The 15,315-nt window shown below is 65.5% G+C and carries 14 protein-coding genes and 2 riboswitches; of the genes, 12 read left to right on the forward strand and 2 right to left on the reverse strand.

Annotation, left to right across the window (positions count from 1 at the left end):
• The first annotated feature begins 130 nt into the window (after positions 1 to 130).
• The 12 genes from EP379_RS02490 (at position 131) to EP379_RS02545 (ending at position 12,705) form a co-directional block, all read left to right on the forward strand.
• Entirely contained in the window at positions 131 to 709 is a 579-nt protein-coding gene (locus EP379_RS02490; RefSeq protein WP_172600358.1) for a UPF0149 family protein, read from the forward strand.
• 2 nt (positions 710 to 711) lie between these two features.
• Complete coding sequence (gene pepP / locus EP379_RS02495; RefSeq protein WP_127475487.1) at positions 712 to 2,022, forward strand: Xaa-Pro aminopeptidase; 1,311 nt, start codon at positions 712 to 714, stop codon at positions 2,020 to 2,022.
• A gap of 70 nt (positions 2,023 to 2,092) precedes the next feature.
• Positions 2,093 to 3,430 (forward strand): 2-octaprenyl-6-methoxyphenyl hydroxylase, encoded by a 1,338-nt coding sequence (gene ubiH, locus EP379_RS02500; RefSeq protein ID WP_127475489.1) that lies wholly within the window; start codon positions 2,093 to 2,095, stop codon positions 3,428 to 3,430.
• Positions 3,431 to 3,434: 4 nt separating this feature from the next.
• Positions 3,435 to 4,646 carry a UbiH/UbiF/VisC/COQ6 family ubiquinone biosynthesis hydroxylase gene (locus tag EP379_RS02505; RefSeq protein WP_127475492.1) on the forward strand — a complete coding sequence of 404 codons (1,212 nt, stop codon included), beginning with the start codon at positions 3,435 to 3,437 and terminating at the stop codon, positions 4,644 to 4,646.
• Positions 4,647 to 4,659: 13 nt separating this feature from the next.
• Positions 4,660 to 4,750, forward strand: a riboswitch (glycine riboswitch).
• A riboswitch (glycine riboswitch) is annotated at positions 4,751 to 4,828 on the forward strand.
• Between the two features lie 204 nt (positions 4,829 to 5,032).
• Positions 5,033 to 5,923 (forward strand): lipoyl synthase, encoded by an 891-nt coding sequence (gene lipA, locus EP379_RS02510; protein ID WP_127475494.1) that lies wholly within the window; start codon positions 5,033 to 5,035, stop codon positions 5,921 to 5,923.
• A gap of 25 nt (positions 5,924 to 5,948) precedes the next feature.
• Positions 5,949 to 7,031 (forward strand): glycine cleavage system aminomethyltransferase GcvT, encoded by a 1,083-nt coding sequence (gene gcvT / locus EP379_RS02515; protein WP_127475496.1) that lies wholly within the window; start codon positions 5,949 to 5,951, stop codon positions 7,029 to 7,031.
• 38 nt (positions 7,032 to 7,069) lie between these two features.
• Complete coding sequence (gene gcvH / locus EP379_RS02520) at positions 7,070 to 7,465, forward strand: glycine cleavage system protein GcvH (RefSeq protein WP_127475499.1); 396 nt, start codon at positions 7,070 to 7,072, stop codon at positions 7,463 to 7,465.
• A 66-nt stretch (positions 7,466 to 7,531) separates the two neighbouring features.
• Positions 7,532 to 8,941: an aminomethyl-transferring glycine dehydrogenase subunit GcvPA gene (gene gcvPA, locus EP379_RS02525; RefSeq protein ID WP_127475501.1), complete on the forward strand. Its 1,410-nt coding sequence runs from the start codon at positions 7,532 to 7,534 to the stop codon at positions 8,939 to 8,941.
• Positions 8,942 to 8,993: 52 nt separating this feature from the next.
• A complete protein-coding gene (tpx, locus tag EP379_RS02530) occupies positions 8,994 to 9,494 on the forward strand; it encodes a thiol peroxidase (protein WP_127475504.1) in 501 nt (166 codons plus the stop codon).
• A 35-nt stretch (positions 9,495 to 9,529) separates the two neighbouring features.
• The gene (gcvPB, locus tag EP379_RS02535) at positions 9,530 to 10,984 is read left to right on the forward strand and encodes an aminomethyl-transferring glycine dehydrogenase subunit GcvPB (RefSeq protein WP_127475506.1); all 1,455 of its coding nucleotides are present in this window, start codon (positions 9,530 to 9,532) and stop codon (positions 10,982 to 10,984) included.
• A gap of 5 nt (positions 10,985 to 10,989) precedes the next feature.
• A complete protein-coding gene (locus EP379_RS02540) occupies positions 10,990 to 11,373 on the forward strand; it encodes a diacylglycerol kinase (RefSeq protein ID WP_127475508.1) in 384 nt (127 codons plus the stop codon).
• 399 nt (positions 11,374 to 11,772) lie between these two features.
• Positions 11,773 to 12,705, forward strand: a complete 933-nt coding sequence (locus tag EP379_RS02545) for a carbohydrate kinase family protein (RefSeq protein WP_127475511.1) — start codon at positions 11,773 to 11,775, stop codon at positions 12,703 to 12,705.
• 76 nt (positions 12,706 to 12,781) lie between these two features.
• Here the strand turns inward: EP379_RS02545 and EP379_RS02550 are convergent, their stop codons facing one another.
• Both EP379_RS02550 and purD read right to left on the reverse strand, forming a co-directional pair.
• Positions 12,782 to 13,702 carry a phosphoribulokinase gene (locus EP379_RS02550; RefSeq protein ID WP_127475515.1) on the reverse strand — a complete coding sequence of 307 codons (921 nt, stop codon included), beginning with the start codon at positions 13,700 to 13,702 and terminating at the stop codon, positions 12,782 to 12,784.
• Between the two features lie 299 nt (positions 13,703 to 14,001).
• Entirely contained in the window at positions 14,002 to 15,288 is a 1,287-nt protein-coding gene (gene purD / locus EP379_RS02555) for a phosphoribosylamine--glycine ligase (RefSeq protein WP_127475517.1), read from the reverse strand.
• Between the last annotated feature and the right edge of the window lie 27 nt (positions 15,289 to 15,315).

Raw genomic sequence — 15,315 nt, forward strand, 5'->3', positions numbered from 1 at the left:
AGCGAAACCACTATAGAGCGGCGGCGATAGGCGGTCAATGTCGCATCCACCGTGGGGTGTTGTCGCTGTCACGGCGATGCTACGATCATCCCACTTTGGGCGGCAGCCTGCCGCCATGTCCGGAGATCCCATGAGCGAAACCCCCAACGATGCCGCGGTCCTGGTCGATGCCGCTTTGCGCCGTCTCGATGCGGAGATGAGCGTGGCCGAGTGTCACGGCGTTCTGGCCGGTTGGTTGTGCGCAGCCCACGGTTTGACGCGCGAGCAATGGCTGGGGCATGTCGCGCCGGAGCTGAATGCCGGTGATGTCCTGGCACAGGAGGCCGCCGCCACGCTGGAGGGCCTGCGTCAGGCGGTGGTGGCCCAGCTCAATGACTCGATGCTGGATTTCCAACCCCTGCTGCCCGGCGATGATCAGCCGTTGGCGGACCGGGTGGCGGCGCTGGGCGAGTGGTGTCAGGGTTTTCTGCTCGGCATGAGTCTGGGCGGACTGAAGGATGTGGCGAAGATGCCGGGTGACAGCGGCGAGGCGTTGCGCGATCTGGTGCAGCTGTCGCGTGCCGCCAGCTATGACGTGGGCGGCAGCGAGGAGGACGAGGAGGCCTACACTGAACTCTTGGAGTATGTGCGTACGGCGGTGTTACTGGTGAACGAGGAACTCAACCCCACCCGCGCCGCGCCGCGCCTGGATCCGACGACCCTGCACTGATCATGACCCGTAGTGAATTTGCCAAGCGGCGCAAGCGCCTGATGCAGTCCATGGGAGCGGACTCCATCGCCATCCTGCCCACCGCGCTCGAGCGCGTGCGCAGCCGTGATACCGAATACCACTATCGCGCCGACAGCGATTTCTACTATCTCACCGGCTTCCCTGAACCGGAGGCGGTGGCGGTGCTGATCCCCGGCCGCGCCCATGGCGAGTTCCTGCTGTTCTGCCGCGAGAAGGATGCCGAGATGGAAACCTGGCACGGCCGCCGTGCCGGGCTGGACGGCGCCATGGAGCAGTACGGCGCCGATGATGCCTTCCCCATCACCGATATCGACGAGATTCTGCCCGGCCTGCTGGAGAACAAGGAGCGGGTCTACTACACCATGGGCGCGCATCAGGACTTCGACCGCCGGGTGATGGACTGGATCAACACCCTGCGTAAGAAGTCGCGCGCCGGCGTGCATACCCCGGGCGAGTTCGTCTCGCTGGATCACCTGTTGCACGACATGCGCCTGTACAAGAGCGCCGCCGAGGCGGCGGTAATGCGCAAGGCGGCGAAGATCACCGCCCAGGCCCATCTGCGCGCCATGCGCGCCTGCAAGCCCGGTGTGCGTGAATATCAGCTGGAGGCGGAGATCCTGCACGAATTCATGTCCCATGGCGCGCGCTTCGCTGCCTACAATTCCATCGTTGGCGGCGGCGCCAACGGCTGCATCCTGCATTACACGGAAAACAGCGACGAACTGAAGAACGGCGATCTGGTACTGATCGACGCCGGCTGCGAGTACGATTATTACGCCGCCGATATCACACGCACCTTTCCGGTCAACGGCAAGTTCTCGCCGGAACAACGCGCGCTGTACGACATCGTGCTCGAGGCCAATTACGCCGCCATCGAGCAGGTGCAGCCGGGCAATCACTGGAACCAGCCGCACGAAGCGGCGGTGAAGGTGCTGACCCAGGGGCTGGTGAAGCTGGGCCTGCTCAAGGGGCGGGTGTCGCAGCTCATCAAGGATCAGGCCTACCGCCAGTTCTACATGCACCGCACCGGCCACTGGCTGGGCATGGACGTGCACGACGTGGGCGAATACAAGGTCGGCGAGGAGTGGCGCGTGCTGGAGCCGGGCATGGTGCTGACCATCGAGCCGGGCCTGTACATCAGCCCGGCCAAGGGCGTGGCGAAGAAGTGGCACAACATCGGCATCCGCATCGAGGATGACGTGCTGGTCACCAGGACCGGCCATGAGGTGTTGACCCGGGATGCACTCAAGGATGCCGATGCGATCGAAGAGTGGATGGAGGGAGGAGAGTGACAAGTCCCAAGTGGCAAGTGACAAGAAGCCCCTCTTGTAACTTGCGGCTTGTCGCTTGTAACTTGCAACCATGACCTACGACATCGTCATCATCGGCGGCGGCATGGCCGGCGCCAGCCTGGCGCTGGCGCTGAAGGATCTGCCCTTGTCCATCGCCCTGGTGGAGGTGGTGCCCTACGACTCCGCGGCGCAGCCCGCCTTCGACGCCCGTGCCATCGCCCTGGCGGCCGGCTCGCAGCGCATCCTGCACAGCATGGGTGTGTGGGAGGCGATGGCAGCACGCGGGGTCACCCCTATCGAACATATCCATGTCTCCGAGCGCGGCGGTTTCGGCTCGGCGCATCTGGCGGCGACGGAAGAAAATGTCACCGCCCTCGGTTATGTGGTGGAGGGGCGCGTCATCGGCGCCACGCTTACCGCCGCGCTGGCGCAGTGCGCCAATGTCGAGCTGTTGTGCCCGGCCGAACTGGTTGCCGTGCAGGTGGAGGAGGATGGCGTGGCCGTGCAGTTGCAGCACACGGGGGCGCCGCGCACGCTGCGTGCGCGCCTGCTGGTGGCGGCCGACGGCGGCCGTTCCACCGTGCGCGAGCAAGTAGGCGCGCGCACCTGGGAACTGGGCTATGGGCAGACCGCCGTGATCGCCACCGTCACCACCGACCGGCCGCACGGCAATACCGCCTACGAACGTTTCACCGATACCGGCCCGCTGGCCCTGCTGCCCTGCGATCCGCCCGGCGATGCCGACCAGGCGTTGCGCGGTCGGCGCTGGTCACTGGTCTGGACGGCGCGCGACGATCAAGTCGATGAATTGCTGGCATTGCCTGACGAGGAGTTTTTGCAGCGCCTGCAGCAGCGCTTCGGCTACCGCGCCGGCCGTTTCCTGCGCACCTCGGAGCGCCAGGCCTACCCGCTGGTGCTGCGCTTCGTGCGCGAGGCGGCCAGCGCGCGTGTCGCCTTCATCGGCAATGCCGCCCATGCCATTCACCCGGTGGCCGGGCAGGGCTTCAACCTCGGCCTGCGCGATGTGGCGGCGCTGGCGCAGGTGATCGCCGCTGCCGTGGCACGCGGCGAGGACATCGGCCGCATGACGGCGTTGCAGGACTATGCGCGCTGGCGCCGGCCCGACTACCTGCGTACCGCGGCCTTCACCGACGGTCTGGTACGCACCTATTCCAACAACCTGCCGCCGCTGAAGCTGGCACGCAACCTCGGCCTGCTGGCGCTGGACGCCCTGCCGCCGGCCAGGCATCTGCTGGCACGGCAGGCGATGGGGCTGATCGGTCATTTGCCGCGGCTGGCTTGCGGATTGCCGTTGCAAGTGACAAGTGACAAGGAGGAAGTGCGGGTGACAGGCGGCAGATTTGAACAGGATTGTTTTGTGACTTGCCACTTGAAACTTGCAACTTGAAACCATGAATTACGACATCGCCATCATCGGCGGCGGCATGGTGGGCGCCTCGCTGGCCTGTGCCCTGGGCGGCTCACGGCTGCGCGTGGCGGTGGTGGAGCCGGTGGCGGCGCCGCGCCAGTTTCCCGCCGAGGAGTTCGACATCCGCGTCAGCGCCATCACCCGCGCCACGCAGAACGTGTTTGCCGCCGTCGGCGCCTGGGAGGGCATGGTGGCGCGGCGCGTGCAGCCCTACGAGGCGATGCATGTGTGGGATGCCTGCGGTAACGGCGCCATTCATTTCGACTGCACCGAGCTGGGCGAGCCCGACCTTGGCCACATCGTCGAGAACCGGGTGATCCTCGCCGCGCTGCTCGATCGTCTGGGCGAGTTCGACAACATCGACTTTCTCTGCCCGGCCCATGCCACCGGCCTGCAACTGGGCGACGACACGGCGCAGCTGTTCCTCGCCGACGGCCGCACCCTCACGGCGCAGCTGCTGGTCGGCACCGACGGCACCACCTCCTGGGTGCGCGAGCAGGCCGGCATCGACAGCACCGGCTGGGCCTACGACCAGAGCGCCCTGGTGGCCACCGTGCAGACCTCACGCCATCACCAGAACGCGGCCTGGCAACGTTTCCTGCCGACCGGCCCGCTCGCCTTCCTGCCCCTGCCCGGGGGTTACAGCTCCATCGTCTGGTCCACCGGCCATGAGCAGGCCGAGGTGCTGCGCACCCTGCCGGCGGGCGAGTTCCTCGATCGGTTGCAGCAGGCCTTCGGCGACAGCCTGGGGCGCATGGAGTCGGTGGGGCCGCGCGGTGTGTTCCCCCTGCGCCTGCAGCACGCCGACCGCTACGTCCTGCCGCGCCTGGCCCTGGCCGGCAATGCCGCCCACGCCCTGCATCCCCTGGCCGGGCAGGGACTCAATATCGGCATGCTGGATGTGGCCGCCCTGGCCGAGGTGCTGCTCCATGCCGGGCACCGCGATATCGGCAGCCTGAGCCTGCTGCGCCGCTACGAGCGCTGGCGCAAGGGCGACAACATCGCCATGGTGGGCGCGATGGACGTGTTCAAGCGCTTGTTCAGCAACGACAAAATGCCGCTGGTCCAGTTGCGCAACGCCGGCCTGAGTCTGGCCGACCGTTTGCACCCGGTGAAGAATTTCTTCATGCGCCGGGGCATGGGCCTGGCTGGCGACCTGCCGCCGCTGGCAAGGCGGCCCCGAGCCGGGTTATAGTGCCGCACCGACCCTAGAAGTCGTGGGAGAGAGCAGGCCCGCCCTGCCGCCGAAGGCGCAAACCGCCCGGACACTCGCTCAGGCAAAAGGACCGCGGCATTCCGGTCGGCTCTGGAGAGAGGCTGTTGATCAGTCCGCCGAAGGGGTTAAAGCTCTCAGGTGCAAGGGACAGAGGGGCGACGCAAGGCTGGGGCCTTGCGTCGCCCCTTTTTCGTTTCCGGGGCAAGAAAGAAGCCCAATGCAAAGACGCAGAGAACGCAAAGGGCGCAAAGATTATTGTCGTGAGACCCAAGCCATGCCGGGGACCCGGTAAATCCGGATGCAACAAACCTTTGCGAACTTCGTGTCTTGCGTTTAACGCTTTTGACTTTGGAGTTTGAGTGCATATGAGCCGTGGCAGCATCGCGATCCCTGTGTTCGACCACTCGGCGCAGCCCAATGTGGGGCGTATGCCGGCGTGGGTGCGCCAGTCGCTGGCGGCGGGGGACTATGCGGCGACCGCGCAGCGGGTGCATGGCCACGGTCTGCATACCGTGTGCGAGGAGGCGCGCTGCCCCAACCGCGGCGAGTGCTGGAGCCGCGGCACCGCCAGCATCATGCTGCTGGGCGATACCTGCACCCGCGCCTGCGGTTTCTGCGCGGTGAAGACCGGACGGCCCGGCACGGTGGACCGGGACGAGCCGCGCCGGGTGGCGGAGGCGGTGGTCCAGATGGGGCTGGATTATGTGGTGCTCACCTCGGTGAACCGCGACGAGCTGGCCGATGGCGGCGCCGGCATCTTCGCCGCCACCCTGCGCGAGCTGCGTGCGCGCCGCCCGGCCATCGGCCTGGAGGTGCTCACCCCGGACTTCCGTGGCTGCCAGGAGCAGGCCATCGAATTGCTGTGCGCCGCCGCGCCGGAGTTCGTCTGGGGCCACAACGTGGAGACGGTGCCGGCGCTGTACCGCACGGTGCGCAAGGGGGCGAAATACGAGCGCTCGCTGCGCCTCTTGGAACTGGCCGCGGCGCAGCCCGGGGTGGAGGCCAAGTCGGCGCTGATGCTGGGCTTGGGCGAGGGGTTTGACGAGGTGGTGGCGGTGATGCGCGACCTGCGCAGTGCCGGCGTGGCGCGGCTGGCCCTGGGCCAGTACCTGCGTCCGACGCGCCAGCACCTGCCGGTGCGGGAGTATGTGCACCCCGACACCTTCGCCGCCTACGCCCGCGAGGCGGCGGCGTTGGGTTTCGCCTGGGTCAAGGCCGGGGCGATGGTGCGCAGTTCGTATCACGCCGAAGAATAGATTTCTGTCTGACAGGAGAAGCATTTTGGGTAACAGAACGCCGTTGTACGAAGCGCATGTGGCGCTGGGGGCGAAGATGGTGGATTTCGCCGGCTGGGACATGCCGATCCACTACGGTTCGCAGATCGAGGAGCACCATCAGGTGCGCCGTGACGCCGGCATGTTCGACGTGTCGCACATGTGCGTGGTGGACCTGCGCGGGGCGCGGGTGAGCGACTTCCTGCGCTATCTGCTGGCCAATGACGTGGCACGTCTGACCGTGGCCGGCAAGGCCATCTACAGCTGCATGCTCAACGAGCGCGGCGGGGTGATCGACGACCTGATCGTTTACTATATGGAGCCGGTCTGGTTCCGCATGGTGGTCAACGCCGGCACCCGCAACAAGGACATCGCCTGGCTGCGCCGCCATGCCCCGTCCTTCGGCGTCGAGGTGGACGTGCAGGAGGAACTGGCGATGATCGCGGTGCAGGGCCCCAACGCCCGCGCCAAGGCACAGGCCGCGCTGGGCACGCGCATCGGCGCCGCGCCGCAGCTGCCGCGTTTCGCCGCGGTGGAGTCCGGCAGTCTGTTCATCGCCCGCACCGGCTATACCGGTGAAGACGGCTACGAGATCATGGTGCCGGCGGAGCACGCCGAGGAGCTGTGGAACGATCTGTATGCCCAGGAGGTAAAGCCCTGCGGCCTCGGCGCGCGCGACACGCTGCGCCTGGAGGCGGGCATGAATCTGTACGGCCAGGACATGGACGAGGACACCACGCCGCTGGTGTCCGGTCTGGCCTGGACCGTGGCCTGGGAGCCGCAGGGGCGTGATTTCATCGGCCGCCCGGTGCTGGAGGCGCAGCGTGCTGCGGGTGTGCCGCAGCAGCTGATCGGCCTGGTGCTGGAAGACAAGGGCGTGCTGCGCAGCCACCAGCAGGTGTACACCGCGCAGGGCGTGGGAGAGATCACCTCGGGCACCTTCTCCCCCAGCCTCGGCCGCGCCGTGGCGCTGGCGCGCGTGCCGGCGGGCGAGGTGGGCGAGTGCGAGGTGGACATCCGCGGCAAGCGCCTCAAGGCGCGCGTGGTCAAGCCGCCCTTCGTGCGCAACGGCCAGTCCTGCATCGATTGAACCGAACCAACCAAAGCTTTGAGACCGAGGAGACAACAATGAGCAACGTACCGGCCGAACTGAAGTACACCAAGACCCATGAGTGGGTGCGCGCGGAGAGCGACGGCACCGTCACCGTGGGCATCACCGAGCATGCCCAGGATCTGTTGGGCGACATGGTGTTCGTCGAACTGCCCGAAGTAGGCCGCGTGCTGAAGAGCGACCAGGACTGCGCGGTGGTGGAGTCGGTGAAGGCCGCCTCCGACGTATACGCGCCGCTGGCCGGCGAGATCACCGCCGTCAACGACGCGGTGGTGGACTCCCCGGAGCTGGTGAACAAGTCCCCCTATGGCGACGGCTGGCTGTTCCGGATGAAGCCGGCCAATGCGGCCGACCTGGCCGGCCTGCTCGATGCCGCCGGCTATGCGGCGGTGGTGGCGGAAGACAGCCACTGAGTCCAGGCGACATGTGGCGCGCCGGGTTCGCCGCGCGCCACCTCTCCTCTGCAACGGAAGACCAACATGCCGTTCATTCCGCATACCGAAGATGATGTGCAGGCCATGCTGGCGGCCATCGGCGCCGACAGCATCGAGGCGCTGTTCGACGAAATCCCGGCCGAGCTGCTGGCCAAGGGGCTGCCCAACGTGCCGCCCGGCATGAGCGAGATGGCGGTCGCCCGCCTGATGCACCAGCGTGCGGCACAGGACGGCATGCCGCTGTGTTTCATCGGTGCCGGCGCCTACGAGCATCACATCCCGGCGGCGGTGTGGGAGATCGCCTCGCGCGGCGAGTTCTACTCGGCCTATACGCCCTACCAGGCGGAGGCGAGCCAGGGCACGCTGCAGGTGTTGTACGAATACCAGACGATGATCGCCAGCCTGACCGGCATGGATGCCTCCAACGCCTCGCTGTATGACGGCGCGTCGGGGCTGGCCGAGGCGGTGCTGATGGCGGTGCGCGCCAACCGCAAATCGAAGAGCAAGCGCGTGCTGATGCCGGCCACGGTGCACCCCATCTACCGCAAGGTGGTGCAGGCCATCGTGCGGAACCAGGGCATCGAACTGGTGGAGCTGGATTACTCCGGCAGCGGCAATATCGAGCCGGAATATCTCAAGCGCTACGCCGGCGAGGACTATGCCGCGCTGGTGATCCCGCAGCCCAATTTCTTCGGCGTGCTGGAAGAGGTGGATGCGCTCACCGACTGGGCCCATGCCAACCACGCGCTGGCCATCGGCCTGGTGAACCCGACGGCCATGGCGGTGCTGACGCCGCCGGGACAGTGGGGCGGCAAGGGCGCCGACATCGCCGTGGGCGAGGGCCAGCCGCTGGGCGCGCCGCTGTCCTCCGGCGGCCCGTATTTCGGCTTCATCACCTGCAAGCAGGAACATGTGCGCCAGATGCCCGGCCGCATCATCGGCCGCACCGTCGATCTCGACGGCAAGGTCGGCTACACGTTGACCCTGCAGGCGCGCGAGCAGCATATCCGCCGCGCCAAGGCCACCTCCAACATCTGTTCCAATCAGGGGCTGATGGTCACCGCCGCCACCATCTACATGGCGCTGGTCGGCGCCGAGGGCCTGGCGCGCGTGGCCCATGCCTGTCATGCCAACACCCGCGCCCTGGTGGAGCGGTTGACGCAGATCGACTGCGTGGAGCAGGTGTTCTGCTCGCCCTATTTCCACGAGGTGGTGCTGCGCATCAACCAGCCGGTGGCCGAGGTGCTGCGCGCGCTGGCGGTGCAGGACATCCTCGGTGGTTACGATCTGTCCGCCGACTATCCGGAGCTGGGCAACGCCATTCTGGTGTGCGCCACCGAGACGCGCACGGCGGAGGATATCGAACGTTACGCCCAGAACCTGGAGCGCATCCTGTCGCGGCGCAAGGACGGTCCGATCTGCACCAAGCTGCGGCCGAAGGAAGGCACCCTCTGAGCCATTGGCTACACTTCGGACTCCGACCCGACAACCACAGGAGAGGCACACCATGGCCACCATCACCCTGAGCGGCAACCCCATCACCACCAATGGCGACCTGCCCGCCGTCGGCAGCCAGGCCCCGGACTTCAAGCTGACCCGCGCCGATTTGAGCGATGTCACCCTGGCCGATTTCAAGGGCAGGAAGAAGCTGCTCAACATCGTGCCGAGCCTGGATACCGGCGTCTGCGCCACCTCCACGCGTAAGTTCAACGAGGCGGCGAAGAAGCTGGGCGACCAGGTGGTGGTGCTGATCGTCTCCGCCGATCTGCCCTTTGCGCAATCGCGCTTTTGCACCGGCGAACACCTGGACAACGTGATCAGCCTGGCCATGATGCGCGACAAGAATTTCGCCAAGGATTACGGCGTGCTGATCCAGGACGGCCCGCTGGCCGGCATCTGCGCCCGCGCCGTGGTGGTGCTGGATGGGAACGACAAGGTGCTGTACACCGAACTGGTGCCCGAGATCGTGCAGGAACCCGATTACGACCAGGCCCTGGCGGCCCTGTAATTCACCGATTCCGCTAGCGAAAAGCGACCAACGACATGCTGATCTTCGAACACTCCCGCAGCGGCCGCGTCAACGCGGCGCAGACCCCCGGACCGCAACCGGCCTATGACGGCATCCCCGATCGGTTCCGTCGCAAGGACCGGCCGCTGCTGCCGGAGGTATCGGAGCTGGAGGCGGTGCGCCACTACACGCGCCTGTCGCAGAAGAATTTCTCCATCGACACGCAGTTCTACCCGCTGGGTTCCTGCACCATGAAGTACAACCCGCGCGGCTGCCATACGCTGGCCTCGCTGCCCGGTTTTCTGGCGCGCCACCCGCAGGCCCCGGTGGCGACCCACGGCCAGGGTGTGCTGGCCTGCCTGTACGACTTGCAGGAAATACTGAAGGACGTTACCGGCATGAAGGGGTGCTCGCTCACGCCGGCGGCCGGCGCCCAGGGCGAGTTCGCCGGCGTGGCAATGATCCGCGCCTATCACGACGCGCGCGGCGATACGGCGCGGCGCGAGATCCTGGTGCCCGACGCGGCGCACGGCACCAATCCGGCGACGGCGGTGATGTGCGGCTACGAGGCGCGCGAAATACCCACCGACGAGAATGGCGATGTCGATCTGGCGGCGCTGAAGGCGGCGGTGGGGCCGCAGACCGCCGGCATCATGCTGACCAATCCGTCGACGCTGGGTGTATTCGAGCGGCGCATCAAGGAGATCGCGCAGATCGTGCATTCGGCCGGCGGCCTGCTGTATTACGACGGCGCGAATCTCAACGCCATCCTTGGCAAGGTGAAGCCGGGCGCCATGGGCTTCGACGTGGTGCATCTCAATCTGCACAAAACCTTCTCCACCCCGCACGGCGGCGGCGGCCCGGGTGCCGGCCCGGTGGTGGTGGGCGAACGCCTGCTGCCGTTCCTGCCCATCCCGATGGTGGGCTACGACGGCCGCGAATACCGCTGGCTGGAGGAGGCGGACTGCCCGCAGTCCATCGGCCGTCTGTCGGCCCATGCCGGCAACGTCGGCATCCTGCTGCGCGCCTATGTTTATGCGCGGATGCTCGGCCGCGAGGGCATGGAGCGGGTGGCCGATTACGCTACGCTGAACGCCAACTATCTGATGGCACGCCTGCAACAGGCCGGTTTCGAGGCGGCCTTCCCCGCGCGCCGTGCCACCCATGAATTCATCATCACGCTGAAGAAAGAAGCCAAGGAGTGGGGCACCGGCGCGCGCGATTTCGCCAAGCGTCTGCTCGACTACGGTTTTCATGCGCCGACCACCTACTTCCCGCTGCTGGTGCCCGAATGCCTGCTCATCGAGCCCACCGAGACCGAGAGCAAGGAGACGCTGGACGCCTTCGTCGACGTGCTGGCGAAGATCCGCGCGGAGGCGCAGCAGACCCCGGACATCGTCACCGGGGCGCCGCACACCTTGCCGGTGAAGCGTCTCGACGACGTCAAGGCGGCACGTGAGTTGGATCTGGTCTGGAAGAAACCGGCATAACAGCCATGACCGAGATCAACAAGCCCGGCCACAGGGGCCTCAGCCATGTCGTCAAGGCCTTCGGTTATTCCGTACAGGGGCTGAAGGCCGCCCTACAGTATGAAGAGGCCTTTCGCCTGGAACTGCTGGCACTGATCGTCATGTTGCCTGCTGCGCTGTGGCTGGGCGGCAACGGCATCGAGCGGGCCCTGCTGGTGGGCAGTCTGCTGCTGGTGCTTATCGTCGAGCTGATCAACTCCGCCATCGAGGCAGTGGTGGACCGCGTCGGTGTCGAGCACCATACCCTGGCCGGCCGCGCCAAGGACATCGGATCGGCGGCGGTATTCATGGCGCTGATGAACGTGCTGGTGGTGTGGGGCTTCGTGCTCTATGACCGGTTTGTGGCTTAAAACCCAGTTACAAGTTACAAGTTACAAGTTACAAGTTACAAGTTACAAGTTACAAGTTACAAGTTACAAGTGGGGGAGTGCGCTGCGCGCACGGTTGTTTAATTCCAGAACAGCACAAGCGTGGCTAGTTCATTCCCCTTGTATCTTGTAACTTGTATTTTGGGAAGGTCTGAATAAGTCCATCCTGGACTTCTCAGGTCGCTCCCGCCCCTCCCTGGGCTGAGCGACATAAGTCCATCCGTGGACAAAACCACGCCAAGCGAAAAGTGTGATTTTCGCTCGGCTTCATTTTTCAACGACTTATCGTCGTTGAAAAATGGCGGCACATCCCTGTGCCGCGGAAGCTCTGAACTTATTCAGAGCTTCCCTTGTATCAATTTTTTACAACAGGGGAGCACCATGTCTGCACTGATCTGCGGTTCCATCGCCTATGACACCATCATGGTGTTCCATGATCGCTTCAAGAACCACATCCTGCCCGATCAGGTGCACATCCTGAATGTCTCCTTCCTGGTGCCGGACATGCGCCGCGAGTTCGGCGGTTGTGCCGGCAACATTGCCTATAATCTGAAACTGCTCGGCGGCAAACCGTTGCCGATGGCCACCGTGGGGCGCGACTTCGAGCCCTATGCCGATTGGCTGGAGCAGTGCCGTATCGATACGCGCCATATCAAGGTGCTGGACAACACCTACACCGCGCAGGCCTTCATCACCACCGATCAGGATGCCAACCAGATCACCGCGTTCCATCCCGGTGCCATGAGCTTTGCCCACGAGAACCGTATCGACGAGGCCAAGGGGGTGACCCTCGGTATCGTCGCGCCCGATGGCCGCGACGGCATGATCGAGCACGCCACCCAGTTTGCCGAGGCCAACATCCCCTTCATCTTCGATCCGGGCCAGGGCCTGCCGATGTTCGATGGTGATGACCTCAAGTGCTTCATCGAGCAGGCCACCTGGGTGGCGGTGAACGATTACGAGGCGCAGTTGCTGGAGGAGCGCACCGGCCTGTCGCCGCACGAGATCGCCGAGCGTGTCGAGGCCCTGATCATCACTAAAGGTGCGCACGGTTCGTATATCTACACCAAGCAGCGCCGCCTGGAGATTCCCACTGCGCCGGTGCGTGAGCTGCATGACCCTACCGGCTGCGGCGATGCCTATCGTGCCGGCCTGATCTACGGTCTGATGAACGACATGGACTGGGAGACCACCGGCCGTGTCGCCTCGCTGATGGGGGCCATCAAGATCGAGCATCCCGGCACGCAGAACCACCGCTTCACCTTCGACGAGTTCAAGAGCCGCTTCCATGAGGCCTTCGGCTATCACCTGTAGGGCGCGGGTTTCACGCCGGCAGCAACGAACAAGGCCCGCTTGCGCGGGCCTTGTTCGTTACAGCAGTCAGAGCCGATTACTTCGCGGCCTTGACCTTGCTGCTCTTGGCCTTGCGGCTTTTCTCGATCATGCCGTGGATGATCGGGGCGAGGATCAGTTCCATGGCGAAGCCCATCTTGCCGCCGGGGACCACGATGGTATTGCGGCGTGACATGAAGGAGTTGGGGATCATGTTCAGCAGATAGGGGAAGTCGGTATTGAACTTCGCCGGGTCGCGGAAACGGATCACCACGAAGGACTCGTCCGGGGTCGGGATGTCGCGGGCGATGAATGGATTGGAGGTGTCGACGGTCGGTACGCGCTGGAAGTTGATGTCGGTACGGGAGAACTGCGGGGTGATGTAGTTCACGTAGTCCGGCATGCGGCGCAGGATGGTGTCGACGATGGCCTCGGCGGAGTAGCCGCGCTGGGCGTTGTCGCGGAATATCTTCTGGATCCACTCCAGGTTGACGATGGGCACCACGCCGATCAGCAGGTCGGTATAGGCGGCGACGTCGATCTTGCCGTCCACCACGCCGCCGTGCAGCCCTTCGTAGAACAGCAGGTCGGTCTTGTCGCTGATGGTTTCCCATGGCGTGAACTCACCGGCCTTGTAGTTGGCGTTCAGGCGCGCGTTGTGCTCGACGGCTTCGGCGTCGCTGTGGATGTAGTAGCGCCGCTTGCACTTGCCGGTGCGACCGTAGGTGGCGAAGGTTTCGGCCAGCAGGTCGAAGTGGTTGGCGTCGGGACCGAAGTGGGACAGGTTCTTGCCCTTCTTGGCGAACTCTTCCAGGGCCTTCTTCATCTCGGCGCGGTTGTAGCGGTGGAACGAATCGCCTTCCACCACCAGCGGCTTGATGTTTTCGCGGTGGAAGATGTGTTCGAAGGCGTTCTTGACCGTGGTCGTGCCGGCACCGGAGGAACCGGTGACCGCGATCACTGGATGCTTCTCGGACATTTCGTGTGCTCCTTAAGAAAGAAAATTAAAGCTTTGGTTTTGTGTTCGTTGAATTCGTTTTGCCGCTGTTGGGGCGATTTCGCGCGCACAGGTCTGGGCATGATACGCAAATACCGGGGGTAAAGGCCAGACACCCGGTTAGACCGCGATGACCATGAGCCGCCCGCCACCGTAGGTCAGGCGTGGCCGGCCGGTTTCACCGCCTCGTCGAAGGTGTAGCGGTAGCACCGGTCGTCGGCCCCAGCCGTTCACCCAACGGATCGTGCAAGGTCAGTGCCGGGCTGGTGGGGAACACCGCGTCAGCCCCCTTCACGCTGGATGGCGCGCCAGGCGATGTCCCGGCGATAAAACAGGCCGTCCCAGCGGATCTTGCCGGCCAGGGCGTAGGCGCGGGCCTGGGCCTCGCTGACCGTGGTGCCCAGGGCGGTGGCGCACAGTACGCGGCCGCCGGCGGTGACCACTTGTCCATTCCTGTCGGCGGTGCCGGCATGGAACACCTTGGCATCCGGGGCTGTGGCCTCGTCCAGGCCGGAGATGACGTCGCCCTTGCGATAGTCGCCCGGATAGCCGCCGGCGGCCAGCACCACGCCCACGGCGGCGCGGCTGTCCCACTCGGCGCTGACTTCGTGCAGGCGGCGGTCGAGCGCCGCCTCGCACAGTCCCACCAGTTCGGATTTGAGGCGCAGCATGATGGGCTGGGTCTCCGGGTCGCCGAAACGGCAGTTGTATTCGATGACCTTGGGCGCGCCGTCGGGGGTGATCATCAGGCCGGCGTAGAGGAAACCGGTGTAGGGGTGGCCTTCGGCGGCCATGCCGCGCACCGTGGGTTCGATCACCTCGCGCATCACGCGCGCATGCACCTCCGGCGTGACCACCGGGGCCGGGGAGTAGGCGCCCATGCCACCGGTGTTGGGGCCGGTGTCGCCGTCACCGACTCGCTTGTGGTCCTGGCTGGTGGCCATGGGCAGGATGTGTTCGCCGTCCACCATGACGATGAAACTGGCCTCTTCGCCTTCCAGGAACTCCTCGATCACCACGCGATGTCCGGCCTCGCCGAAGGCGTTGCCGGCCAGCATGTCGCGTACTGCGTCCTCGGCCTCGTCCTCGGTCATGGCGACGATGACGCCCTTGCCGGCGGCGAGGCCGTCGGCCTTGATGACGATGGGGGCGCCCTGTTCGCGCACATAGGCCAGCGCCGCCTCCATGTCGGTGAAGGTGGCGTAGGCGGCGGTGGGAATGCCGTGGCGGGCGAGGAAGTCCTTGGTGAATGCCTTGGAGCCCTCCAACTGGGCCGCCGCCTGGCTGGGACCGAAGCAGCGCAGGCCGGCGGCAGTAAAGGCGTCCACCACGCCGAGCACCAGCGGCACTTCCGGGCCGACGATGGTGAGGGCGACAGCGTTGTCGCGCGCGAAGGCGACCAGCCCCTGGATGTCTTCCACCTTGATGGCGACGTTCTCCAGCTTGGCCTCGCGCGCGGTGCCGGCGTTGCCCGGCGCCACGAAGACCTTGCGCACGCGCGGCGACTGCGCCGCCTTCCAGGCCAGGGCGTGTTCGCGCCCGCCGCTGCCGATTACCAGTACGTTCATCTGCCTGCCCTTCTCGTTCTGTCTGCC

Origin of the sequence: Sulfurivermis fontis, from assembly GCF_004001245.1 — a bacterium.
In the GTDB taxonomy this organism is placed as follows: Bacteria; Pseudomonadota; Gammaproteobacteria; order Thiohalomonadales; family Thiohalomonadaceae; genus Sulfurivermis; species Sulfurivermis fontis.

Bases quoted from the DNA above. Each gene is read 5' to 3' on its own strand.
- EP379_RS02490 (WP_172600358.1), top strand. From the start codon at position 131: ATGAGCGAAACCCCCAACGATGCCGCGGTCCTGGTCGATGCCGCTTTG.
- ubiH (WP_127475489.1), top strand. From the start codon at position 2,093: ATGACCTACGACATCGTCATCATCGGCGGCGGCATGGCCGGCGCCAGC.
- EP379_RS02550 (WP_127475515.1), bottom strand. From the start codon at position 13,702: ATGTCCGAGAAGCATCCAGTGATCGCGGTCACCGGTTCCTCCGGTGCC.
- lipA (WP_127475494.1), top strand. From the start codon at position 5,033: ATGAGCCGTGGCAGCATCGCGATCCCTGTGTTCGACCACTCGGCGCAG.
- purD (WP_127475517.1), bottom strand. From the start codon at position 15,288: ATGAACGTACTGGTAATCGGCAGCGGCGGGCGCGAACACGCCCTGGCC.
- EP379_RS02505 (WP_127475492.1), top strand. From the start codon at position 3,435: ATGAATTACGACATCGCCATCATCGGCGGCGGCATGGTGGGCGCCTCG.
- tpx (WP_127475504.1), top strand. From the start codon at position 8,994: ATGGCCACCATCACCCTGAGCGGCAACCCCATCACCACCAATGGCGAC.
- pepP (WP_127475487.1), top strand. From the start codon at position 712: ATGACCCGTAGTGAATTTGCCAAGCGGCGCAAGCGCCTGATGCAGTCC.
- gcvPB (WP_127475506.1), top strand. From the start codon at position 9,530: ATGCTGATCTTCGAACACTCCCGCAGCGGCCGCGTCAACGCGGCGCAG.
- EP379_RS02540 (WP_127475508.1), top strand. From the start codon at position 10,990: ATGACCGAGATCAACAAGCCCGGCCACAGGGGCCTCAGCCATGTCGTC.
- gcvH (WP_127475499.1), top strand. From the start codon at position 7,070: ATGAGCAACGTACCGGCCGAACTGAAGTACACCAAGACCCATGAGTGG.
- gcvPA (WP_127475501.1), top strand. From the start codon at position 7,532: ATGCCGTTCATTCCGCATACCGAAGATGATGTGCAGGCCATGCTGGCG.
- EP379_RS02545 (WP_127475511.1), top strand. From the start codon at position 11,773: ATGTCTGCACTGATCTGCGGTTCCATCGCCTATGACACCATCATGGTG.